The organism is Azospirillum palustre, assembly GCF_002573965.1.
GTDB classification, from domain to species: Bacteria; Pseudomonadota; Alphaproteobacteria; order Azospirillales; family Azospirillaceae; genus Azospirillum; species Azospirillum palustre.
In genome coordinates, this window is record NZ_PDKW01000042.1 from 641,748 (window position 1) to 663,518 (window position 21,771).

At 68.9% G+C, this 21,771-nt stretch carries 17 protein-coding genes and 1 pseudogene; 4 read left to right on the forward strand and 14 right to left on the reverse strand.

Annotated features, from left to right (window positions below; translation table 11 throughout):
- A pseudogene (locus CRT60_RS20395) lies at positions 1-605 on the forward strand (hypothetical protein); the annotation flags it as partial.
- A gap of 42 nt (positions 606-647) precedes the next feature.
- On the opposite strand, the gene CRT60_RS20400 reads toward CRT60_RS20395, so the two are convergent.
- From CRT60_RS20400 to CRT60_RS20420, 5 genes are all read right to left on the reverse strand, one after another.
- Positions 648-2,003 carry a sigma-54-dependent transcriptional regulator gene (locus CRT60_RS20400; RefSeq protein ID WP_098738352.1) on the reverse strand — a complete coding sequence of 452 codons (1,356 nt, stop codon included), beginning with the start codon at positions 2,001-2,003 and terminating at the stop codon, positions 648-650.
- Positions 1,976-3,826 (reverse strand): sensor histidine kinase, encoded by a 1,851-nt coding sequence (locus CRT60_RS20405; protein ID WP_098738762.1) that lies wholly within the window; start codon positions 3,824-3,826, stop codon positions 1,976-1,978. The genes CRT60_RS20400 and CRT60_RS20405 overlap by 28 nt, the downstream gene beginning before the upstream one ends.
- Before the next feature lie 114 nt (positions 3,827-3,940).
- The gene (locus tag CRT60_RS20410) at positions 3,941-5,218 is read right to left on the reverse strand and encodes a dicarboxylate/amino acid:cation symporter (RefSeq protein ID WP_098738353.1); all 1,278 of its coding nucleotides are present in this window, start codon (positions 5,216-5,218) and stop codon (positions 3,941-3,943) included.
- 131 nt (positions 5,219-5,349) lie between these two features.
- Positions 5,350-6,765 carry an aspartate ammonia-lyase gene (aspA, locus tag CRT60_RS20415; RefSeq protein WP_098738354.1) on the reverse strand — a complete coding sequence of 472 codons (1,416 nt, stop codon included), beginning with the start codon at positions 6,763-6,765 and terminating at the stop codon, positions 5,350-5,352.
- A 205-nt stretch (positions 6,766-6,970) separates the two neighbouring features.
- Positions 6,971-7,660, reverse strand: a complete 690-nt coding sequence (locus tag CRT60_RS20420; RefSeq protein ID WP_098738355.1) for an MOSC domain-containing protein — start codon at positions 7,658-7,660, stop codon at positions 6,971-6,973.
- 460 nt (positions 7,661-8,120) lie between these two features.
- Between CRT60_RS20420 and CRT60_RS20425 the strand changes: the two genes are divergently transcribed.
- Positions 8,121-10,280 carry a HAMP domain-containing methyl-accepting chemotaxis protein gene (locus CRT60_RS20425; RefSeq protein WP_244592653.1) on the forward strand — a complete coding sequence of 720 codons (2,160 nt, stop codon included), beginning with the start codon at positions 8,121-8,123 and terminating at the stop codon, positions 10,278-10,280.
- Between the two features lie 96 nt (positions 10,281-10,376).
- Positions 10,377-11,159: a 2-oxo-tetronate isomerase gene (otnI, locus tag CRT60_RS20430; RefSeq protein ID WP_098738357.1), complete on the forward strand. Its 783-nt coding sequence runs from the start codon at positions 10,377-10,379 to the stop codon at positions 11,157-11,159.
- A gap of 13 nt (positions 11,160-11,172) precedes the next feature.
- Here otnI and CRT60_RS20435 read toward each other — a convergent pair whose 3' ends face one another.
- On the reverse strand, positions 11,173-11,613 hold the full coding sequence (locus CRT60_RS20435; RefSeq protein WP_098738358.1) for a GNAT family N-acetyltransferase: 441 nt from the start codon (positions 11,611-11,613) through the stop codon (positions 11,173-11,175).
- Between the two features lie 176 nt (positions 11,614-11,789).
- Positions 11,790-12,806 (reverse strand): NADP-dependent oxidoreductase, encoded by a 1,017-nt coding sequence (locus CRT60_RS20440; RefSeq protein ID WP_204562031.1) that lies wholly within the window; start codon positions 12,804-12,806, stop codon positions 11,790-11,792.
- 93 nt (positions 12,807-12,899) lie between these two features.
- Between CRT60_RS20440 and CRT60_RS20445 the strand changes: the two genes are divergently transcribed.
- Positions 12,900-13,835, forward strand: coding sequence for a LysR family transcriptional regulator (locus tag CRT60_RS20445; RefSeq protein WP_098738360.1), 936 nt, complete (start codon positions 12,900-12,902; stop codon positions 13,833-13,835).
- Here the strand turns inward: CRT60_RS20445 and CRT60_RS20450 are convergent.
- From CRT60_RS20450 to CRT60_RS20480, 7 genes are all read right to left on the reverse strand, one after another.
- The gene (locus CRT60_RS20450; protein WP_098738361.1) at positions 13,799-15,037 is read right to left on the reverse strand and encodes a YbfB/YjiJ family MFS transporter; all 1,239 of its coding nucleotides are present in this window, start codon (positions 15,035-15,037) and stop codon (positions 13,799-13,801) included. The genes CRT60_RS20445 and CRT60_RS20450 overlap by 37 nt on opposite strands.
- A gap of 85 nt (positions 15,038-15,122) precedes the next feature.
- The gene (locus tag CRT60_RS20455) at positions 15,123-15,725 is read right to left on the reverse strand and encodes a TetR/AcrR family transcriptional regulator (RefSeq protein WP_098738362.1); all 603 of its coding nucleotides are present in this window, start codon (positions 15,723-15,725) and stop codon (positions 15,123-15,125) included.
- 64 nt (positions 15,726-15,789) lie between these two features.
- Positions 15,790-16,317, reverse strand: coding sequence for a helix-turn-helix domain-containing protein (locus CRT60_RS20460; protein WP_098738363.1), 528 nt, complete (start codon positions 16,315-16,317; stop codon positions 15,790-15,792).
- A 126-nt stretch (positions 16,318-16,443) separates the two neighbouring features.
- Entirely contained in the window at positions 16,444-17,559 is a 1,116-nt protein-coding gene (locus CRT60_RS20465) for an FAD binding domain-containing protein (RefSeq protein ID WP_098738364.1), read from the reverse strand.
- Positions 17,560-17,614: 55 nt separating this feature from the next.
- Positions 17,615-19,885, reverse strand: coding sequence for a xanthine dehydrogenase family protein molybdopterin-binding subunit (locus CRT60_RS20470; protein WP_098738365.1), 2,271 nt, complete (start codon positions 19,883-19,885; stop codon positions 17,615-17,617).
- Entirely contained in the window at positions 19,882-20,373 is a 492-nt protein-coding gene (locus CRT60_RS20475) for a (2Fe-2S)-binding protein (RefSeq protein WP_098738366.1), read from the reverse strand. The genes CRT60_RS20470 and CRT60_RS20475 overlap by 4 nt, the downstream gene beginning before the upstream one ends.
- Positions 20,370-21,674 carry a cytochrome c gene (locus tag CRT60_RS20480; protein WP_098738367.1) on the reverse strand — a complete coding sequence of 435 codons (1,305 nt, stop codon included), beginning with the start codon at positions 21,672-21,674 and terminating at the stop codon, positions 20,370-20,372. Before CRT60_RS20480 ends, CRT60_RS20475 begins: the two co-directional genes overlap by 4 nt.
- Positions 21,675-21,771: the final 97 nt, after the last annotated feature.

Consider the following 21,771-nt stretch of genomic DNA (forward strand, 5'->3'; position numbering starts at 1 on the left):
CGGCGACCACCGACAGCACGGCAAGTGACACGTCGACGAGCGATAGCTCCGCGACGGACAATGCCGCCACCGGCAAGACTTCCGACACCACCGACACGACCACGCATCAGCCGCCGGCCGATCCACTGGTGAAGGTGCTGGCCGACGCCACCGGCGAAAGCACCGCCACGGTCCAGGGCGTGTTGCAGCAGGTCCGCGCCGTGCTGCACCAGGAACACCTGACCGACGCCACCAGCCACACCGGGACGACGGGCACAGGTACGTCTACCGGGACCACCTCCACCACCACGGCGAACGACGACGCCAAGACCGGCACCGGCGACGCGCCGCATTGGCACGACCGCCTGATCGCACAGCATGACGGCTCGACCGATGCCGGTACCGGTCAGGCCGCTGCCGACGGCGGCAGCGCCATCTGGCAGCATTTCCTGAACCACTATGCCTCCGGCGACAGCGCGGTCACCGGCAATGCCGACGTGGTGGCGGCGGTCGACGAGTTCGTCGACACCGTCCAGTCGCTGCACCTCGCCCCTGGCCACGGGCAGATGCATGGCGAGACCCATGGCCATGGCACCGACGGCGGTCCTCTCGACACCGCCGCCTGACCGGTCCCGCGCCCTCCCGGCCGATGGGAGGGCGCGGCCCTTTCACGACAGTCCGTATTTCCTGATCTTGTCGTGCAGCGTGGTCTTGGCGACCTGCAACTCCTCCGCGGCGCGGGCGAGGCTGTGGTCGGTGCGGCGCAGGGTGTCGGCGATCAGGGCGCGCTCGAAGGCCTCCACCGCCTGGGCCAACGGGCGGTTGGCGGCGGGATGGGATGTTGCGAAGGGGGGAAAGCCCTGTTCGATGCCCAGAACGCACCGGTCGGCGACATTGTGCAGCTCGCGCACGTTGCCCGGCCAGTCGTAGGCCATCAGGCGGCGCATGCGCTCGGCGTCCGGCGGCGGGACCGGGCGGCCGTGGCGGGCGGCGGCCTGGAGCGTGAACTGCTCGAACAGCAGCGGGATGTCCTCGCGCCGGTCGCGCAAGGGCGGCAGCGGCAGATTGGCGACATTCAGGCGGTAATAGAGGTCGGCGCGGAACTGCCCGCGGTCGGCAAGCTCGCGCAGATCCACCTTGGTCGCGGCGATCACCCGGCAATCGACATGGACCGGGGTGTTGGAGCCCAGCCGCTCCAGCGTGCGCTCCTGAAGCACGCGCAGGAACTTGATCTGCACCGGCATCGGCATGCTCTCGATCTCGTCGAGGAACAGGGTACCGCCGCTGGCATGCTCCACCTTGCCGATGCGCCGTTTGCCGGCGCCGGTGAAGGCACCGGCTTCGTGGCCGAAGATCTCGCTGTCGATCAGGCTCTCCGGCAGGCCGCCGCAGTTGATCGCGACGAAGTTGCCGCCGCGGCGCGGGCTGGCGTCGTGCAGGCAGCGGGCGGCGAGTTCCTTGCCGGACCCGGTTTCCCCATGGATCAGCACGTCGGCCGCCGAACTGGCGAGGTCTCCGATCAGCCGGCGCACCCGCGCCATCTGCGGCGATCCGCCGACCAGCCGCGCCTCGATGCTGTCGCGGTTCTGCAGGCGGGCGCGCAGGTCGCGCACCTCCAGCGTCAGGCGGCGCTTGTCCAGGGCGCGGCGCACCACCTCGACCAGATAGTCGGGGGAGAAAGGCTTCTCGATGAAGTCATGGGCGCCCAGCTTCATCGCCTGCACCGCCATCGTCACGTCGCCATGGCCGGTCATCAGCACCACCGGCAGGTCCGGGTCGCTCGCCAGCAGCTCGGCCAGCAGAGCCATCCCATCCATGCCCGGCAGGCGGATGTCGGTGACGACGATGCCGGGAAAGCCCTCGGCCACCAGACGCCGGGCCTTCTCCGCGCTGTCCACCGACTCCGTCGGGATGTCCTCCAGTTCCAGCGCCTGCTGGCAGCCGAGGCTGACGTTGGGGTCGTCCTCGACGATGAGGACCTTCAGGGGCAGGGCATTCAAGGCTGGGACGGCAGGGTCGGACATTTGAGTTCTCCGGCCTGGACGGCGGCAAGGATTGAGGCCGGGTCGGTGGGCAGCATGGCGGCGGGAAGGTCGATGGTGAAGACCGCCCCGCCATCCGGGCCGTTCGCCCCGGTCAGGGCGCCGCCGAAGTCACGCACGATCCCGGCCGAGATGGCAAGCCCCAAGCCGAGCCCGCCGCTTCCCTCCTTCGCGCCGTCCTTCGCCGCCTCCTTGGTGGTGAAGAAGGGCTCGAACAGGCGGGGCAGCACGTCGGCGGGCAGGCCGGGGCCATTGTCGGCGACCTCGATGCGCACCCGGTCGCCCTCCGTCCGGGCGCTCAGCGTCAGCCTGCCCTCCGGCCGCCCGGCCAGCGCATCCAGGCCGTTGGCGAGCAGATTGACCAGCACCTGCTCCAGCCGGTTGGGATCGCAGAGTGCCGCGACATCCTCCGGCGCATCGACCTGCACCGTGACGCCGGAGCGCCGCAGCCGCTGCTCCAGCAGGAACAGCGCATTGTCGATGGGCCGGCGCACCGCGACAGGGCGGGGGGCGCCGGAGGATTTGCGGGCGAAGGATTTCAGCTGGCTGGTCAAGGCACCCATGCTGTCCACCAGATGGGCGATGCGCTCCAGATTGCCCTGCGCCGCCTCCAGATTGCCGCGCTGGAGGAACTTGACCGTGTTGCCGGACAGGGTGCGGAGCGCCGCCAGCGGCTGGTTCAGCTCATGCGCCAGGCCGGCGGAGAGCTGGCCGATCACCGCCAGCTTGCCGGCATGGACCAGCTCGTCCTGGGCGGCGCGCAGGTTGCGGGTGCGCTCCTCCACCTTGCGTTCAAGCTCATGCAGGTGGCGGCGGCGCTGTACCCACATCAGCAGCAGGATGCCGGGGACGGCGCTGCCCATCGCGGCGAGGGCGGCGCGGGTCCAGGCCATGCCGGTCACCTGATCGACCGGCGACAGCACGGTCATCGTCCAGCCGGTGCCTTGCAGGGGGGCCGTCTGGGCCAGGAACCCGCCGGACACCGGGAAAACGGTCTCCTCCAGCTGTCCATCGGCCGGGCGGGAGAGGCGCACCAGTTCGGCGTCGGCGGCGATGCGCTCCTGCCGCATCAGCCCCAGGGGCGAAAGCGGGCGGGCGTTGTATTGCAGGGTCTGGTCGAAATGGCGGCGGGCCGCCTCGTCCATCGGCCGCAGGGTGGTGAATTTCCAGGAAGGGACCGAGGCGAGGATCACCACGCCGTTCTCGTCGGCGACCAGCACCGGCGCCTCGACCGTCGACCAGGATTGCTCCAGCTGCTCCAGGCTGACCTTCACCACCGCCACGCCGACGATGGCGCCATCCTCGGTCAGCGGCGAGGAGAGGTAATAGCCGGCCTCCCCCCGCGTGGTGCCGACCCCGAAGAACCGGCCCTGGCGGCCGGCCGCGGCCTCGATGAAATAGGGGCGGTAGGACAGGTCCTCGTTGATGAAGCTGTCCGGGCGGTTCCAGTTGCTGGCGGCCAGCACCCGGCCCCGGCGGTTCAGCACATAGATCGACAGGGTGCCGGCCCGCTCGTTCAGCCGCTCCAGATAGCGGTTCAGCCCCCAGGCCAGCGGCGCCCGCCCGGCGACAAGGTCGAGGACGTCGCGCTCCAGCCCCAGCGTCGCCGGGAAATAGGCGTATTTGTCGATCTCGCGCTCAAGGCTCTCGGCATAGAGATCGAGCCGGTGGTGCCCGGTCTCCTGCAACGCGGCGAGGCCCATCCCCTCGCTGATGCGGAAGCCGACGATGCCGGCAAGCAGGGCCAGACCGGCAAGCGCCGGCAGGAGAAGGCCGATGGTGCGGAGGCGTCTGGCGGCGGGCATGGAAAAGACGGCCATGAAAAAGGCGGGCAGGGAAAGGGACCCCCGCATCATAGCAGAAGCCCCCGTTCCATTGCCCGCCCGTCTTCCGAGCCGCTTTTTCAGAGCGCCCGTCCGTTACTCGGCGGCGGCCGGGGAGGGGAGGGCGGCGCCGGCCTCCTCCTCGTCCTGTTGCCCGCCGATGGCGTTCTCCCACTTGGCGACGACCGTGGTGGCGATGCCGTTGCCCAGCACGTTGGTGGCGGTGCGCCCCATGTCGAGGAAGTGGTCGATGCCCATGATCAGCAGCACGCCGGCCTCCGGCAGGTGGAACATCGGCAGCACCGCGGCCACCACGACCAGGGAGGAGCGCGGAACGCCGGCGATGCCCTTGCTCGACACCATCAGCACCAGCAGCATGACGATCTGCTGTTCCAGCGTCAGCGGGATGCCATAGGCCTGGGCGATGAACAGCGACGCGAAGGCCGTGTAGATCATCGAGCCGTCGAGGTTGAAGGAATAGCCGAGCGGCAGAACGAAGCCGATCACCCGCTCGCGCACGCCGAGCGTCTTCAGCTCCTCCATCACGCGGGGATAGGCGGATTCGCTGGACGCGGTGGAGAAGCCCAGCAGCATCGGCTGGCGCATCGCCTTGACCACGCGGAACACGTCACCCTTCAGAACGACGAAGCCGGCGAAGACCAGCACCGCCCACAGCACCGCCAGCGCCACGTAGAAGCTGCCCATGAACTTGCCGTAGACCAGCAGAACGCCCAGCCCCTGGGTCGTCACCACGTTGGCGACGGCGGCGAAGACGCCGATGGGGGCGAAGCGCATCACATAGTCGGTGACCTTCAGCATCACCGGCACGACCTCCTCGATCGAGCGGGCGAGCAGGCCGGCCTTGGTGTCGCGCAGCTGGCCGATGGCGAGGCCGACGAAGACCGAGAAGATCAGAATCTGCAGGATCTCGTTGTTCGCCATCGCCTCGAAGAAGTTGCGCGGGAAGACGTGGGTCAGGAAATCCTTCAGGTTCAGGGCGGAGGTCTTCAGGCCGGCGCTGGCCGCCACGTCGGGCAGCGGCACGCCGACATTGGCGCCCGGATGCAGCAGGTTGGCGAAGATCAGCCCGATGAACAGCGACACGAAGGACGCCATCAGGAACCAGCCCACCGCCTTGCCGCCGATGCGGCCGACGGTGCGGGCGTCGCCCATGCCGGCCATGCCCGCGACCAGGGTGGCGAAGATCAGGGGCGCGATGATCATCTTGATCAGCCGCAGGAAGATGTCCGTCACCATCGCGAAATAGCCCGCGATCTCCTTGGCGGCGGCCGCGTCGAACAGGCTGTTGCAGACATAGCCGGTGACGATGCCCAGCAGCATGGCGACGATGATCAGCGTCGTCTGTTTGTTCATGGTCCTGTTACCTCACCTTGGTCCCGCCCGCCTGTCAGCGCCGGCCGGGTTGCGGTCGATGGGAACCGGCCCCCTGGCTCTTCCCCAATATCTGGAAAGGAGCCGGAAACGGGGCCGGGTGGCGGAACGGGTCAGCCGGCGGTCGCCAGCAGCCGCGGCTGGGTCAGCACCTCCGGCCGCAGCACCTCGGCCAGGGCGGCGGCGGTCATCAGGCCGCGCGCCTCCACCAGTTCGGCGACGCCCTTGCCGGTGCGGTGGGCCTCGGCGGCCACCTCGGTGGCGTTGGCGTAGCCGATGTAAGGGTTCAGCGCGGTGACGATGCCGATGGAGTTGCGCACGCCCGCTTCCAGATGGTCGCGGTTGGCGGTGATGCCGTCGACGCAGCGGTCGGCCAGCACCAGGCAGCCCTGGCGCAGGTGGGTGATGCTCTTGAACAGGCTGTGGGCGATGATCGGCTCGAAGGCGTTCAGCTGGAGCTGGCCGGCCTCGGCGGCGAAGGTGACGGTCATGTCGTTGCCGATCACCTCGAAGGCGATCTGGTTGACCACCTCCGGGATCACCGGATTGACCTTGCCCGGCATGATCGAGGAGCCGGCCTGACGCGCCGGCAGGTTGATCTCGCCGAAGCCGGCGCGCGGGCCGCTGGACAGCAGGCGCAGGTCGTTGCAGGTCTTGGACAGCTTCACCGCCACCCGCTTCAGCACGCCCGACAGCTGGACGAAGCTGCCGCAATCCTGCGTCGCCTCCACCAGATTGGGAGCGGTGACCACCGGCACGCCGCTGATCTCGGCCAGACGGCGGCAGACCAGGGCGGCATAGTGCGGATGGGCGTTGATGCCGGTGCCGATGGCGGTGGCGCCCAGGTTGATCTCGCGGATCAGCAGGGCGGCCTCCTTCAGCCGCTCCTCATCCTCGGCCAGCATGACGGCGTAGGTGGAAAACTCCTGGCCCAGCGTCATCGGCACGGCGTCCTGCAGCTGGGTGCGGCCCATCTTCAGGATGTCGCGGAACTCGTCGGCCTTGCGCTGGAAGGCGGCGCGCAGATGGCCCATCGCCTCCACCAGCCGGAAGATGCCGGTGTAGGTCGCCAGCTTCAGCGCCGTCGGATAGACGTCGTTGGTCGACTGGCTCATGTTGACATGCTCGTTGGGGTGCAGGTGGGCATAGTCGCCCCGGCCATGCCCCAGGATCTCCAGCGCCAGATTGGCGATCACCTCGTTGGCGTTCATGTTGGTCGAGGTGCCGGCGCCGCCCTGGATCACGTCGACGACGAACTGGTCGTGCAGCTTGCCCGCGCGGATTTCGCGGCAGGCGGCGGCGATGGCGTCGGCCCGCTCGGCATTCAGCAGGCCCAGTTCATGGTTGGCGCGGGATGCTGCCATCTTGATCTCGGCGAGCGCGCGGACCAGATCGGGGTAGTGGGAAATCGGCGTGCCGGTGATCGGGAAATTCTCGACAGCGCGCAGGGTGTGGACACCGTAATAGGCATCGGCCGGAACTTCGCGGTCGCCCAGCAGGTCGTGTTCGGTGCGCGTTGTGGCAGGCATCGTACGTTTCGCTCCCTTGATTGAGACCGTCCCGTCTGCGCGGGACGCAACCATTCAGGAGCAACCGCCATGCCAGCGCGGGCTGACAGGACGTCGCGGCCTAAGCCGTTGATCTTTTTGGATAGGATTGCTGGTCAGAACCGCTGATGTTCGGATTTCCGAACGCGGCCCGCGCCCGGGCGTTCGGAAATCCGAACGGTCCGGGCTACTCGCCGAGGCGGTTGGACCAGTCCTCCACCCTGCCGCTCTCCACCCGGCGCCGGGCCAGCGTGCGCCAGCCGGTGGCGAGCGGTTCCAGCTCCGCAATGCTGGCGAGCGTCGGGAGGTCGCCGGTGTCGTGGTAGAAGGCGCGCAGGATGCGGGCCAGCGACCAGTCCGGCAGCGGGCGCCCGACCAGGGAGATTGCGTCGCCGGCGGCGACGGTGCCCGGCTCAAACACGCGATAATACCAGCCGGTCCGGCCGGTGGATTGCACCCGCCGCGCCATGTCCTTGACCCCGAAGCGGTGGTTCAGCTTCCAGCAGGGTTGGCGTCCCTGGCTGACCTGCACCGTCGCCGTGCCCATGCGGAAGATGTCGCCGACGCAGACCGTCTCCTCCGTCAGGCCGAGCGTCGAGAGGTTCTCGCCGAAGGCACCGACGGACTCCAGCAGCGGGCAGGGGACGGGCAGGTCGCCGCGCCATGCGGCGTAATGGTCGAGCGGATAATGGTGGATCGCCTTGTCCGGACCGCCATGGTTGCGGCGGTCGGCCTGCTCGTCGCCCTCAAGGCCGGCCGGGCCGATGGCGATGGCGGCAGCGACCGGATGCTTGCCGATGGCGCTGAGCGTGTCCGGCCGGCCGAAGGGAACCGCCTTGCCGGTCAGGACTGCGTTCAGCATGGTGGACTTGGTCATCGGCCCTTCTCCGCTTTCGTGATTGCCGCTTGGCTGGGGCGTTTTGCAAGCCCCCCTTATCGCTGTTCGTCCGGTGCCCGCCAAGCCATCGCAGCGGCAGGCCAGCAATGCGGGAGCTTGCCAAGGCTTTTCATTCTGCGAATTGAGCCGCAACCCAAAAGACATTTCTTGCAATCTGCGAGGCAGGGATCCATTGGGAAGACGTTGTTATGAGGCTAAATAGTTATTTTTGATATAGTATGGAATTGTAAATCAAAATATTTACCGATAAACAACAAAGTTTGTTTTGTTGTTTAAATAATTAGAAAAATACGGACTCATTAATAGAGTATCCAAACAATAATATTAAAAAATTCCCGCTCCATATGCCTTGAAAAATCGTATTTCTTGTAAAGCGCTTCTGGCAAGAGCTGAATTTCAGCCCAGGGGCAACGCCGAGCCAGACCGTTCGGCCAAGCCCATGACTGAGAGCTGCCTGGTCTTGGATACTATGACTTTAGCACCGGTTATGCGGTGCCGAAGTGGCATATTTGGTGCAGGCCGCCATGTGTGGAACATCAGTGCGTGGGGGAAGGAAATGACCGGGTTCACAGGTGCGGCCCCTGCGGGCGGACTGCTGGCGAACATGAGGATCGGACGGAAGATTTCAATCGGCTTCGGGGCCGTGCTGCTGATCATGGTCGGACTTGCGGGGCGAAGCTATTTGTCTTTCAGCAACATCTCCCATCAGTTCGAAACTTACGATCACGGCGTTTCGGTCATGGATGTCGCTTCCAACATCGAAATGGAAGTGCTGGCGATGCGTGGTGCCGTGCGTGAATTCGCATTGAGCGGCAATGGCAGCCGCGAAGCGATGGCCCGCCAGGCCATGGAGAAGCTGCGCGCGAGTTTCGAGACGGCCAATGGGCTCGTCCGCGATCCCGACCTGAAATCCAGGCTCAATCTCGCCAGGAGCCACCTCGGTCAGTATATGGACGGCTTCCAGCGGGTCGCGCCGATGCAGCATGAACTGATGGGGCTGATAGCGGAAACCCTGGATCCGCTGGGACAGGATGCCCGCGTCGAACTGGGGCATATCCGCGATGAGGCCGCCAAGGCCGGCGACGGCCTTGCCGTCGCCCATGCCTGGGAAAGCATCGAAGCCCTGATGAGGGGACGGCTGTCCGCCAACAAGATGCTGGCCCGGCACGACGACGAGTCCGCCAGGAAGGCGGATGAGGCTTTCTCCAGGCTCGCCCAGGTCCTCCAGCAATTGGGTGCCGCGGTCGCCGACCGCCCGTATGCGGCGAAGGTGAAGGACCTCCAGGCCATGGTGTCGCGCTACCATGCGGCTTTCATGCGGGCGAAGGAACTGAGCGATACCGTCAATGCGCTGATCAACGGTGAGATGACGCGGGCCGGCACAGCCGTGACCGAAGAGGCGGAGGCCATCAGCCGGAACGCCCTGGCGGAGACGGACCGCATCCGCCGGGCCACCCTGGCCGACATTGCCAGCACGGAAATGCTGGTCGTCCTGCTCTCGGCCAGCGGGCTTCTGGCCGGACTGATCTTCGCCGGCCTGATCAGCCGTGCGATCACCCGGCCGGTGACCGCCATGACCGGGACGATGCGGGAACTGGCCACCGGCAATCTGGACATCGCCGTCCCCGGAGCCGGACAGAAGGACGAGATCGGCGCCATGGCCGCCGCGGTGACGGTGTTCAAGGAGAATGCGGTCACGGCCCGGCGGCTGGAAGCGGAACAGAAGGCCGAGCAGCAGCGCAAGGAGGCCCGTTCGGCCACGGTCGACCGACTGGTCGCCGAGTTCGAGGGGACCGTCGCCGGCATCCTGCGCACGGTGTCCTCCGCCTCCACCGAACTGGACAGCACCGCGCACCAGATGAACGAGACGGCCGAGCAGACCAACCGTCAGTCGACCGCATCGGCCGGTGCGGCGGAGCAAACCTCCGCCAACGTGCAGACGGTCGCCACCGCCGCCGAGGAGATGGTGGCGTCGTTGCAGGAGATCGCGCGGCAGGTTACCCGATCTTCGTCGATTGCCGTCGACGCGGTTGCGCAGGCCGAGCATACCGACGCCACCGTGCAGGGGCTGGCCGACGCCGCCAGAAAGATCAGCGACGTGGTTGCCCTGATTTCCACCATTGCCGGGCAGACCAACCTGCTGGCATTGAACGCCACCATCGAAGCTGCCCGCGCCGGCGAGCACGGCAAGGGGTTCGCGGTCGTCGCCGCCGAGGTGAAGAGCCTTGCCGGACAGACCGCCCGCGCCACCGACGAGATCACCGATCAGATCTCTGCCATTCAGGCCGCCACCGGCGGGGTGGTCGAGGCGATCCGGGTGAATTCCGGCATGATCCGCCAGATGAACGAGATCACTGCCGCCATAGCCTCTGCGGTGGAGGAGCAGAATGCCGCGACCGGGGAGATCACCCGCAGCGTCACCGAGGCCGCGGGAGGGACGGAGGAGGTTGCCCGTAACATCCAGCAGGTGATGGAGGCGACGGGGCATACCGGGGCCGCCGCCGCCCAGGTGCTGGGCGCGGCGGAGGAACTGGCGTACCAGTCGGAAACGTTGCGGGCGAACCTTGAGAGCTTCCTGGCGGACATCCGGGCGGCCTGACCGGGCCTGCCGCAGAAAGCCGGCGGTTGTCCGGAGGCTGGGGTATGATGCAGGCTCCGGACACCGCCAGCAGCCCCTTGGGAGTTCACCGCCGCCATGCCCGCCTTCGCCGCGAACCTGACGATGATGTTCACGGAGTGGCCGTTCCTGGACCGCTTCGCCGCCGCCGCCGATGCCGGGTTCCGGGCGGTCGAATATCTCTTTCCCTACGAGCATGGGCCGGACACGGTGGCGCAGCGGCTGGAGCGCAACGGCCTGACCCAGGCGCTGTTCAACATGCCGCCCGGCGACTGGGCGGCCGGCGAGCGCGGGCTGGCCGCCCTGCCGGACCGGTTCGACGAGTTCCGCGCCGCGGTCGCCAGGGCGCTGGACTATGCCGGGGCGACCGGCTGCCGGCGTCTCCACATGATGGCCGGGCTGGCCAATTCCGCCGATCCGGTGGTGCTCGGCGCCTACCGGCGGGCCGTCCGCCATGCCGGAGAGGCGCTGGCGGACTGCGGGATCGACCTGCTGCTGGAGCCGATCAACGGGCGCGACATGCCCGGTTATTTCCTGAACGATTTCGGCCTCGCCGAACGGCTGATCGCCGAGGCCGGGCTGCCCAACGTCCGGCTCCAGTTCGACCTCTACCACCTGCAGATCCTGCATGGCGACGTGACCATGGCGCTGCGCCGGCTGATGCCGCTGGTCGGGCATGTGCAAGTCGCCTCCGTCCCGTCGCGCAACGAACCGGACGGCGAGGAGCTGAACTGGCCCTTCTTGTTTGCCGAGTTGGACCGGCTCGGCTATGGCGGTTTCGTCGGCTGCGAATACCGGCCACGCGCCGCCACGCTCGACGGGCTCGGCTGGTTCGCCCCGTATCGCGCAGCGGCCCGCTGACGGTCCGGCAGAGCTAGCCCAGCTTGTGCACGAAGTGGTGGCAGGCGATCTGGTAGCGCTTGCCCATATAGACGCGGTGGGCGCTGCTGCGCTCCGGACCGACGGCCGAGTCGAGATGCAGCGCTTTGCAGCCCAGCCGTTCGGCCTCCGCCTTCACCCAGTCGAGGATGAGGGCGGCATAGCCGCGGCCGCGGTATTCCGGCAGCGTCGCCATGTCGACGATGTAGAGGGACTTCCCCAGCCACAGCGACTGTTGCAGGCGGAAGCCCACGACACAGGCCACCGGGCCGCCCGCTTCGGGAATGATGCCGACGAGGCGGTAGCCGTTCGGCCGCAGCTCCGTGTCGATGATACGGATCATCTCCGCCGCATCGTATTTCGGCCACAGCACTTGCAGGGCCGGCACGGCCGTTTCGGTCTGCCCTTCGGGAATCTCAACAATCTCTGACTGCACGTCGTGTCCTCTCGGTGTCCGCATTCTCATATTTGCTGCGGTCACAGAATGGTGCGTGAGTGAAGCGGGTTGCAAGCCTGGGCTTGAGCTTCGGCTTCCATCGGTTTGGCCGTTGCCGGATTTGATCGCAACCGATGAGTGTGGTTGCTCGGGCAATGCCGGGCGTGAACGCCCGGTCAGACGGCGGTGAGCACGATCTTGCCCTGAACATGACCCTTCGCGGCACGCTCGTGGGCCAGACGGGCGTCTGCGAGGGGGAAGACGCTGTCGATGACGACGCGGAGGGTGCCGTTGTCGAGGAGCCCGGCGATCTCCGTCAACTGTGCGCCGTTGGAGCGGACCTGTGTCGCCGAAACCGTGACGCCCCGCTCCGCTGCCTCGGCCGCGGCGTCGAGGCCCAGCGGGAAGATCGGAAACAGGGCGCCGCCGCGCGTCAGCGTCTTCAGGAACCGGGCGGAGGATGGACCGCCGACCGCATCGACGACGAGGTCGACCCCGCGCACCACCTCCTCGGCCTTGACCTTGGTATAATCGATGACCTCGTCGGCGCCGAGGTCTTGCAGAAGCGCCTCATGCCGGGTGGAGGCGACGGCGATGACGCGTGCGCCCCGCCATTTCGCAAGCTGAAGCGCGAGGTGCCCGACACCGCCGGCGGCCCCGTTGACCAGCACGGTCCTGCCGTCGAGCGTCACCGGCCGGTGCCGGTGCGGCTGGAGCGGGTTCGGTTCGTCGTGGCCCAGATCGATCAGAAACTGCCATGCGGTCAGCAGCGACATCGGGGCCGCGGCAGCCTGCACATGGTCGATGCCGGCCGGCTTGCGGCCGACATCCGTCGCCGGTGCGGTGACATACTCCGCATAGGCCCGGCTGTCCCCGGCAAGGCCGGCGGGAAAACGGATCATCGCATAGACCTCGTCGCCGGGCGCCAGCGTCCGCACATCGTCGGCGACGGCCTCGACGACGCCGGAAACGTCCGTCCCGACGATGACGGGGAAGGAGACCTGCGGCTGCCATTCGGGCGGAAGCATCCGATAGCCGTCGCGCAGATACCAGTCGGGAGGATTGATGCCGATCGCATGGACGCGGATCAGGATCTCGCCCGGCTTCGGTTCGGGCTTGGGCGCATCTTCGTAAACCAGAACCTCCGGACCGCCGAAGGCATGCAGCCGGACCGCTTTCATTGTCTCGCTCATCATGGTCTCCATTGCAGGGGGGAAAAACTGGATGACCATATGGCAGACGGTTTTGGGATTGATAATCTGGCTCGGCATCGCTTCAATCATGCCATGAAGGAACAAATCGCCCTGGAGAGGCTGACCGGCCTGATCGCTTTCGCCCGTGCCGGGACCTTGGGCAGCTTCACCGCCGCCGCCCATGCGCTGTCGGTCTCGCCCTCGGCCGTCAGCAAGAGCGTGCAGCGGCTGGAGCAGCGGCTCGGCGTGTCGCTGTTCACCCGGACGACGCGTTCGCTGACGCTGACGGCGGAGGGGAGGGACCTGCACGAGCGGGCGCTGAGGCTGCTGCGCGACGCGGAGGAGATCGAGCAGGCGGCGATGGCGGCCCGCTCGGAGCCTTCGGGCACGCTGCGGGTCGCGGCATCGCTGCCGATCGGCGTCCATGTCATCGCACCGGCGCTGCCGGCGTTCCGGCGGCTCTACCCGAAGGTTTCGGTCGATCTGCGCCTGAACGACCGGATGGTCGACCTGATCGAGGAGGGGATCGACGTTGCGGTGCGGATCGGCGAGCTGGCGGATTCACGGCTGCTGTCGCGCCGGCTGGCGCCGCACCGGCTCTGCTGCTTCGCCTCGCCCGCCTATCTGGCGGCCCGCGGCACGCCGCTGCATCCGGACGGGCTGGACGGGCACGACACCGTCAGCCTGCGCTTCCAGAGCACGGGGCAGACGCTGCGCTGGCCCTTCCGGATCGGCGAGCGTCTGGTCGAGGTCGTGCCGCCGTCCGGCATCGTCGTCGACGTCAGCGACGCGCTGGTCGCCGCGCTGGCGGCCGGCGGCGGCATCGGCATCGCCGCCACCTTCATCACCGCCCCCTATGTGGCGCGCGGCGAGCTGGTCCCGGTGCTGTCCGACTTCGCCGTCGAGCGGCACACCATCACCGCGCTCTGGCCGGAAAGCCGCCGCACCAACCCGGCGGTGCGCGCCTTCCTGGCCCTGTTGCAGGAGGAGTTTCAGGACCGGATGACGGCGGCACGCGTTCCAGAGTGACGGCGGCGGCGGGCGTTGACGAGGATGTCGGCGCCGAGCGCAACCGTCAGGGCGACGGCGCCGCACAGGAAGACGGCGGCATAGCTCTGCCCGCTGTGGGCGAAGAGATAGGAGTATCCATAGCCACCCAGCGCCTGGAACAGGGCGAAGGCGGTGGTGGCCCGGCTCCAGGCCGCGCGCTGTTCGGTCTGGCTGTGCGGCAGCAGCTCGTGGATGCGGCCCAGCACCAGGGGAACCACACCCGGCGTCAAGGCGCCGAGGACCAGTGTCGCGGCCCCGACCGCCACAGGATTGCCGCTGGCCGCCAGGGTGGCGACGGACACCGCCTGGAGCAGCAGGGCGATGCGGTAGGCCGCGGCATAGCCGACCCGATCGGCCAGCGATCCGGCGGCGACCGGCCCGGCCACCGACGCCACGCCATAGAGGACCCAATAGAAAGCGCCGGTGTCCGCGCCATGGCCCAGCCCGCGGGCGACGTAATCGACCAGCAGCAGCATCGCCGGCACCAGCCCGAGGGCGTTCAGCGCATATTCGCCGTAGAGGGTGCGCAGGACCCCTCCCTCATGCTTCGGGGCATGCTCGACCGCCGGGGCGGCGATGCCCTGCGGCGGCGCCGAGGCCGGCCAGCCGAACCAGGACAGGGCGGTCAGCAGCAGCGACAGCACGCCAAGCCCGAGCCACGTCTCGTGCAGGCCGAGCCGCATCAGCGCCGGCACCGCGGTGCCCGACGCGGCGATGCCGAGCCCGATGCCGAGGAAGATCATGCCGCTGACGAAGCCGCGCCGCGAGGCGGGGATGTGGGGCAGGATGCTGGTCGCGACCAGCACCATGATGGCGCCGCCGGCAAGGCCGGAAACGAAGCGCCAGCCGAAGAACCAGGCCAGCGACAGCGGATAGGCGCAGGCGATGAAGGCGAGGGATGTCGCCAGCATCAGCAGCCGCAGCAGCGCCCGGTTCGGCAGCAGCCCGGCCAGCGGCCGGCCGAGCAGGGCGCCCGCCAGATAGCCGGCGAAATTCGCCGCCCCCAGCGTCACGGCGTCACCGGCGGAGAACCAGTGCGCCTCGATCAGCGACGGGACCAGCGGGGAATAGGCGAAGCGTGCCAGGCCGATGGCGACGAGGCTGCCCGCCATGCCGGCGAACGTCGCCATCCAGGCGGAACTGTCGAGGTGATCCTTCGCACCAACGGAGGTCGTGCTCATGGGCGTGCGTCCCTGTTGACGGCGCCGCGGCTGCGGCCCGCCCGGTTGATCGGGAAATCTCGGGAATGAAGGTCGGAGGCTGGGATCAGATGTCCGGCATCGGCGGCAGGCCGAGGCTGGCGAGGGCGGCGCGGGCCGCCCCTTCCAGCAGGTTGCGTTCGGGGCGGACGCGGGCCAGCACCCGGATGCCCAGCAGGCAGGAGAAGAGCAGGCGGGCCGCGTCGTCGGCGTCGATACCGTCAGGGATTTCGCCGCCCTGCCGTCCCTTGACGATGCAGTGGCGGAAGAAATCCTCGATGGTCGCCAGCTCGGCGTTCAGGTAATCGCGCATCTCCGGATCGGCCGGCGTGACCTCCAGCGCCGAGTTGACCAGCAGGCAGCCGCGCCGGCAGCCGTCGCCGAGCGAGCGCTCGATGCTTTCCCGCAGGAAGCCGGCGATGGCCGCGGCCGGGGAGGGTGCCGCCTCGTGCCGGGCGATGCGGGCGCGCAGGGAACCGTCCAGGTAATGCTCCAGCGAGCGGCGGAACAGCGCCCGCTTGTCACCGAAGGCGTTGTGCATGCTGGCGAGCGTCATCTGCATGCTCTCCGCCAGTTCGCGGGTGGAGGTCGCCTCGAACCCCTGGGTCCAGAAGCGGTCCACCGCCGCGTCCAGCACCGCCGTCTCGTCGAACTTCCGCGGCCGAGCCATCGCTTCCGCCTCCCGAACTCGTTTTAGATCGTATGATCTAAAATCAACGCGGCATGGTCCGGGGTCAAGGAGTTTCGGTATTGCGCAAACGCCGCCCTGCCTTGCGCCAGCGCAGTGGCGTCTGCCCGACCCTGGCCCCGAACAGGCGCGTCAGGTGAGCCTGATCGGCAAAGCCGCAGGCGCAGGCGATCTGGCAGAGCGGCTCGTCGGTTTCCAGCATCAGGCGCTGGGCCAGATGCACGCGGCGCCCGATGACGTAGGAATGCGGCGTTTCGCCGGTGCTGGCCTTGAAGGCGGCGGTGAAATGCCCGCTGCTGAGCCCGACGAGGGCGGCCAGCGTTTCCACCCTGAGCGGCCGGGCGATGTTGGCCTCGATATGCCCGGTGACCCGGCGGAGCTGCCAGGAGGTCAGGCCACCCCGGGATGGCGGCGGTGCGGCGACGGCCGCCGGTTCGTCCCGCCGATCGATGAACAGGGAGGCGAGCCGGTCGAGGCAGCGCCGCGCACCGTCGGGGTCATGGTCCAGCACCGCGAGGGCGCGGGTCACCAGCGTGGCGACCATCCTGTCGTCGGCGGTTGCGGGCTGAAGCATCGGAGGGCTCCCTGCAAGGCATGGCGTGCAGGAAGTTTCGCTCGTCCGGGGCACAGGACGGAATTGCACGCTGGGGTCGCCCGCATCGACCCATGGCTTTACGGCTGCTATCCCTTGGTATGATGCTCACTCCAGCATCGCGCCCAGCCGGCGTCCATAGGCGGCGATGGCGGCCCCGGCGGGGTGGCGTTCCTCGTCGTAGGCCTGGAGGGCGGTCTCGATGTCCGGATGGTTCGACAACTGCCGGACGAGCGCCATCGCATCGCCTGCCGCCTTGGCGACGCCCATCGCCGTGTGCGGGCGGACCACGAAGGCGGCATCGCCCAGCAGGGCGATCCGGCCGCGCGTCATCGCCGGCACTTCGTAATCGAAGATGGCCTGGAGGAAGGGGCGGGGCTCTGCCGCGATGGCCGCGGCGAAGGGCGGCGGCAGCCGGTCCGCCGCGTCCTGCCGCAGCCGTGCCGCCACCGTTTCCGGCACCTGCCCCGGCGCCAGCGAATGGGGGTGGTGGCGTCCCTTGGCGTCGGTCAGCAGCGCCGGCAGCTCGGCCGCCGCCACCCGCCTGTACCAGACCCAGTTGTAGCGCCGCTGCCCGACCGCCGTCTCCGCCGCCGGCCCGGTGACCAGATAGCCGAGCGTGTGCGACTGCGGCATGTCGAAGAAGGCGAAGCGGTCCAGCAGGATGGCGGATTCCGCCGGCAGCCCGCGTTCCGGAACCAGCCCGCGCCAGGCGACATAGCCGGCATACTCGTTGGCGGCGTGCCTGCCCACCACCGCACAGCGGACGATGGACCCCAGCCCGTCAGCACCGATCACCAGATCGGCCTCTTCCCGGCTGCCATCGTCGAATTGCAGGGTCGCCGTGGCGCCATCCTGCTCCACCGCCAGGACAGCCCGGCCCAGGACATAGCTGTCGTCGGGCACCTTGCTGCGCATGGTGGCATACAGATGGTCCCAGGAGATCTGCATCTGCGGCGTCACCTGCCGCTGCCGGATTTCTCCGGCGCGGTCGAGGAAGATGCGCTCACGGGCGACGACGCCGACCTGCGCCACATGCTCGCAGCCCACCGCCCGCAGCAGGGCGAACAGGTCGCGCTGCCCGACCAGCCCGGCGCCGCGGCCGGCCAGCCCGCCGCTGGAACGCTCGTACAGCCGGACATCGTGCCCCTCCCGCCGCAGCAGGGCGGCGGCGAACAGGCCGCCGACCGATCCGCCGACGATCCTCACACGCAGGGTCTTCATGGCTTTTCCTTCAAAAAGGGCGAACTCAGACAGGGCCAACTCAGACAGGGCCAACTCAGACGGGACCGAGCGCGGCCTTGAGCCGGTCCGGGCTGAGCGGCATGTCGCGCAGGCGCACGCCGGTGGCGTCGGCGATGGCGTTCGCCAGTGCCGCGGCGGACGGTCCCTGCGCCGCCTCGGCGGTACCGAGGAAGGGGGCGCCGGGGCGGTCCATCACCACCACCTCGACGGACCCCGGCACATCGTCGAAGCGCAGGATCGGGTAGCTGCTCCAGTCGAAGCTGGCACGGCGGTCGGCGGCGAACCGTACCGCTTCCCGGCCGGTCCAACTCAGCGACTGCACCAGCGCGCCTTCGATCTGGTTGCGCACGCCGTCGGGGTTGGCCGGCTGGCCGCAATCCACCGCGGCAACCGCACGGCGGACCATCGTCCGGCCCGTCTCGCGGTCGATCTCCACCTCCATCGCCACCGCGCAGTACGCGCCGAGATTCTTGTAGCGGGCGAAGGCCATGCCGCAGCCGCGCCGGCCGTCGCCCCTGGTGCGCGTCGGCCAGCCGAAGCGGTCGGCAGCCGCCTGCATGACCTCGCGCGCCCGCTCGTCCCGCATATGGTCGAGCCGGATCGCCAGCGGGTCGATGCCCGCCGCGGCAGCCAGCTCGTCCAGCATGCTTTCGATGGAAAACACGTTCAGATGCGCGCCCAGCGACCGCAGGGCGGAGACGCGCGCCGGCATGTCCTTCAGGAAATGATAGACGACATGGGTGTTGGCGAAGCTGTAGAGCGGATTGGAATTGCGGCTGCCGTCGCCCTCCGGCATCGGGATCGGCTTGCCTTCGGGCGCGGGGAAGGGCGGATCGGCCTCGTTGCCGGCAAGAACGCCGCCGGCCCCGACAGGGCGGTTGTTGTGCGGGTTGCTCCAGACCGCATGGCGCCAGGACACGATGCGGTTGTCGGCGCCCAGTTCCGCCTCCAGTTCCGTCATCATGCCGGGGCCGAGCGGCTCCCAGCCGAATTCCTGCTCCCGCATCCATTGCAGGCGGATCGGCCGTTCGGGCACAGCCCTGGCGATCACCGCCGCGTCGGCCGCCACGTCGTCGGCGCCGTTCTGGCCGTAGCAGCCGGCGCCCTCGGCATGGATGGCATGGACCTTTTCCGGTGGCAGGCCGACCAGTTCGGCGACGACGCGGCGGACGTCGAAGGTGCCCTGGCTGTGGGTCCACACCGTCATCGTGCCGTCCACATACTGGGCGATGGCGCAGGACGGACCGATGGAGCCGTGGCTGATCCAGGGCCGGGTGTAGCGTGCCTTGACGCTGCGGACCGCCGGTCCCGCCGGCTCGCTGGTGTCCATGATCGCGATGTCGCGGGCCGGCAGCGCCTTCAGCGTCGCCGCCACGGCGTCGCCGCTGCCGTCGGCGGGAAGGGGCGGCTGCGCGGCACGGGCATAGGCCGCCCGTTGCAGGTGGCGCAGGGCCTGGATCGCCGTCCATTGCCGCTCCGCCACCACGGCCAGGAAGCCGCCCTGCCGGACGATCTTCACCACGCCCGGCATGCGGGCGACGGTGTCCAGATCGGGCGATTGCAGGCCGGTGCCGACGCTGGGGCCGCGGACGACGCGGGCGTGCAGCATGCCGGGCAGGCGCATGTCGTGCAGATAGGCGGCACCGCCGGTCAGCTTTGCCGGGATGTCCACCCGCGGCAGCGCGCGGCCCAGCGTGCGGTAGTCCGCCGGCTTGCGCAAAGGCGCGTCCGGCACCGCCTGCACATGCAGCGACAGCCGCGCCGCCACCTCGCCATAGGACAGGGTCCGGCCATCCGGCGCACGCAGCCTGCCGTCGCCACCGCTGGTCACCTGTTCAGCTGGAATGCCCCAGTCGCGCGCCGCTTCGGCTGCCAGCAGCAGGTGCACGTTGGCGGCGGCGTTCTGGATCGCGGTGCCGCTGTCCTGCATGGAATGGCTGCCGGCGGTCAGCCCCTCGTCCGGCGTGCGCCCGGTGTCGGCGGTGACCAGGGTGACGGTGGTGGGCGGGATGTCCAGTTCCTCCGCCGCGACCTGGATCAGTGCGGTGCGGATGCCCTGGCCCAGTTCGACCTTGCCGGTGAAGACGGTGGCCCGGCCATCGGCGTCGATGCGGATCCAGGCGTCGAGCCAGGGCGCCGACTTCAGGCTTCCCTTCAAATCGGGCGCCACCACGGCCGGACCGGCACCGCCCTCGCCCCCGCCGGCGAGCTGGGCGAAGGCCCTGGGCGCCAGGGCGAAGGAGACCACCAGGGCGCCGCCGGTCAGGAAGCCGCGGCGGGAGAGAGGCGACGGGATCTGATTCATGGCCGCATCTCCTGAGCCGCCTGGACACCCTTGCGCATGGCGACGGCACGGCGGATGGCGCGCAGGATGCGCATGTGGGTGCCGCAGCGGCAGAGGTTGGTCTGCATGTGGGCGCGGATCTGCGCGTCGTCCGGGTCGGGATTGCGGTCGAGCAGGGCCTGGGCCCGCATCAGCATTCCGGCGATGCAATAACCGCACTGGGCGGCCTGTTCCGTCTCGAAAGCCCGTTGCAGCAGGCCGGGAGCCTCGGCACTGCCCAGCCCTTCCACCGTGCGGATGCGCCGTCCGGCGACCGCACCGACCGGTGTCAGGCAGGAGAAGGCTGGCTTGCCGTCGATGTGAACGGTGCAGGCGCCGCACTGGCCGAGCCCGCAGCCGTACTTCGCTCCGTTCAGCTCCAGGTCGTCGCGCAGCACATAGAGCAGTGGCGTGGCCGGGTCGACGTCAAGCGCATGGTCGGCGCCGTTGACGGTGATGGTGACGGTCATGGCTGGGACTCCTCCTTGCGGACGGTGGCGGCAGCGGTTTCCAGCGCGGTCCAGGCCGGCCGGTCGCTGAAGCGGGACCGCAGATAGGCGGCGAGGTCGGCGACCTGCGCGTCGGTCAGGCTGGCGGCGAAGGGCGGCATCGCCGGTCCGGCCGGCCCGGTGGGGGCATGAATGCCTTGCAGGATGGCGCGGACCGCGTTGTCGGGCCGGTCGAGTTGCAGGGCGGTGACGGTGGACAGGCCGGGACGCCCCTGCGTCATCATCGGTGCGCCGCCCTCGTGGCAACCGGCGCAGGCCCCGGCGAAGAGCGTGGCGCCGGCCGGGTTGGCCCTTGCGGCCTCCGCCGCGCGGTCGGCAGCGGCCGGTGCTCCCGGCGCCCGATCCGCCGACAGCGAGGCGATGTAGGTGGCGATGGCGCGGACATCGGACTCCGGCGCGCGGGACAGGCCATGCGCAACCGGCCCCATCGGCCCGGCGGCGGCGCCATGACGGACATCGACGCCGGTGCGCAGGTATGTGAACAGGCTGTCGGCTGTCCAGGGCACCGCCGACGGGCTGGACCCGTTCAGTGCCGGCGCCACCCAGCCTTCCGCCACGCCGCCGGAATAGGCGTCGGAGCCCGTCTTCTCGGCCCCGGCGATGTTGCGCGGGCTGTGGCAGCCGCTGCAATGGCCGAGCCCTTCGGCCAGATAGGCACCGCGGTTCCACTCCGCATCGCGGTCCGGCCGCGGCGTGAAGTCCTCCTGATGCAGGAACAGCAGCTTCCAGCCGGCCAGCAGCGGGCGGAAGCCCAGCGGGAAGATCAGCTCGTTCGCCCTGGCCGGCGCGGACGCTGCCGGCCGGGTCATCAGGAAGGCGTAGATCGCGTCGAGATCCCCGTCATGCACCTGCCGGTAATGGTCGTAGGGCAGCGCCGGGTAGAGATGGCGGCCGTCCCGCGATACCCCGTCGCGCATGGCGCGCTTGAACGCCTCCTTCGACCAGTTGCCGATCCCGGTTTCCGGATCGGGCGTGATGTTGGTCGAATAGAGCGTGCCGAATGGCGTCGCCAATGCCCGGCCGCCGGCATAGGCCACGCCCCCGTCGGCGGTGTGGCAGACGATGCAGTCGCCGATGGCGGCCAGTGCCGCGCCGCGGGCCAGCATCTCCGCCGGGAAGTCGGCGGCCTTGGGCGGGGGAACGGCGGGCAGGCCGCTGCGGTGGGCGATGCCCAGGAACGCGCCGATACCGACAAGGCAGACCAGGGCGCCTCCGGCCGCCCATTTGCCTGCCGCCCAGCCGGTCCATCGGGTTCGTTTCATCCTGCACCTCCTGTGGTCCGCCGCGGGAACTGCGGGCGGGCGGATAGTCCAGGGAGGGTGCCGGAAATCCCGGCCTCGCTATTGAAGATTGAAAGCG

Bases quoted from the DNA above. Each gene is read 5' to 3' on its own strand.
- CRT60_RS20400 (WP_098738352.1), bottom strand. From the start codon at position 2,003: ATGTCCGACCCTGCCGTCCCAGCCTTGAATGCCCTGCCCCTGAAGGTC.
- CRT60_RS20460 (WP_098738363.1), bottom strand. From the start codon at position 16,317: ATGCTTCAGCCCGCAACCGCCGACGACAGGATGGTCGCCACGCTGGTG.
- CRT60_RS20445 (WP_098738360.1), top strand. From the start codon at position 12,900: ATGAAGGAACAAATCGCCCTGGAGAGGCTGACCGGCCTGATCGCTTTC.
- otnI (WP_098738357.1), top strand. From the start codon at position 10,377: ATGCCCGCCTTCGCCGCGAACCTGACGATGATGTTCACGGAGTGGCCG.
- CRT60_RS20475 (WP_098738366.1), bottom strand. From the start codon at position 20,373: ATGACCGTCACCATCACCGTCAACGGCGCCGACCATGCGCTTGACGTC.
- CRT60_RS20455 (WP_098738362.1), bottom strand. From the start codon at position 15,725: ATGGCTCGGCCGCGGAAGTTCGACGAGACGGCGGTGCTGGACGCGGCG.
- CRT60_RS20470 (WP_098738365.1), bottom strand. From the start codon at position 19,885: ATGAATCAGATCCCGTCGCCTCTCTCCCGCCGCGGCTTCCTGACCGGC.
- CRT60_RS20440 (WP_204562031.1), bottom strand. From the start codon at position 12,806: ATGAGCGAGACAATGAAAGCGGTCCGGCTGCATGCCTTCGGCGGTCCG.
- CRT60_RS20450 (WP_098738361.1), bottom strand. From the start codon at position 15,037: ATGAGCACGACCTCCGTTGGTGCGAAGGATCACCTCGACAGTTCCGCC.
- CRT60_RS20465 (WP_098738364.1), bottom strand. From the start codon at position 17,559: ATGAAGACCCTGCGTGTGAGGATCGTCGGCGGATCGGTCGGCGGCCTG.
- CRT60_RS20405 (WP_098738762.1), bottom strand. From the start codon at position 3,826: ATGCCCGCCGCCAGACGCCTCCGCACCATCGGCCTTCTCCTGCCGGCG.
- CRT60_RS20425 (WP_244592653.1), top strand. From the start codon at position 8,121: ATGACTGAGAGCTGCCTGGTCTTGGATACTATGACTTTAGCACCGGTT.
- CRT60_RS20410 (WP_098738353.1), bottom strand. From the start codon at position 5,218: ATGAACAAACAGACGACGCTGATCATCGTCGCCATGCTGCTGGGCATC.
- aspA (WP_098738354.1), bottom strand. From the start codon at position 6,765: ATGCCTGCCACAACGCGCACCGAACACGACCTGCTGGGCGACCGCGAA.
- CRT60_RS20480 (WP_098738367.1), bottom strand. From the start codon at position 21,674: ATGAAACGAACCCGATGGACCGGCTGGGCGGCAGGCAAATGGGCGGCC.
- CRT60_RS20420 (WP_098738355.1), bottom strand. From the start codon at position 7,660: ATGACCAAGTCCACCATGCTGAACGCAGTCCTGACCGGCAAGGCGGTT.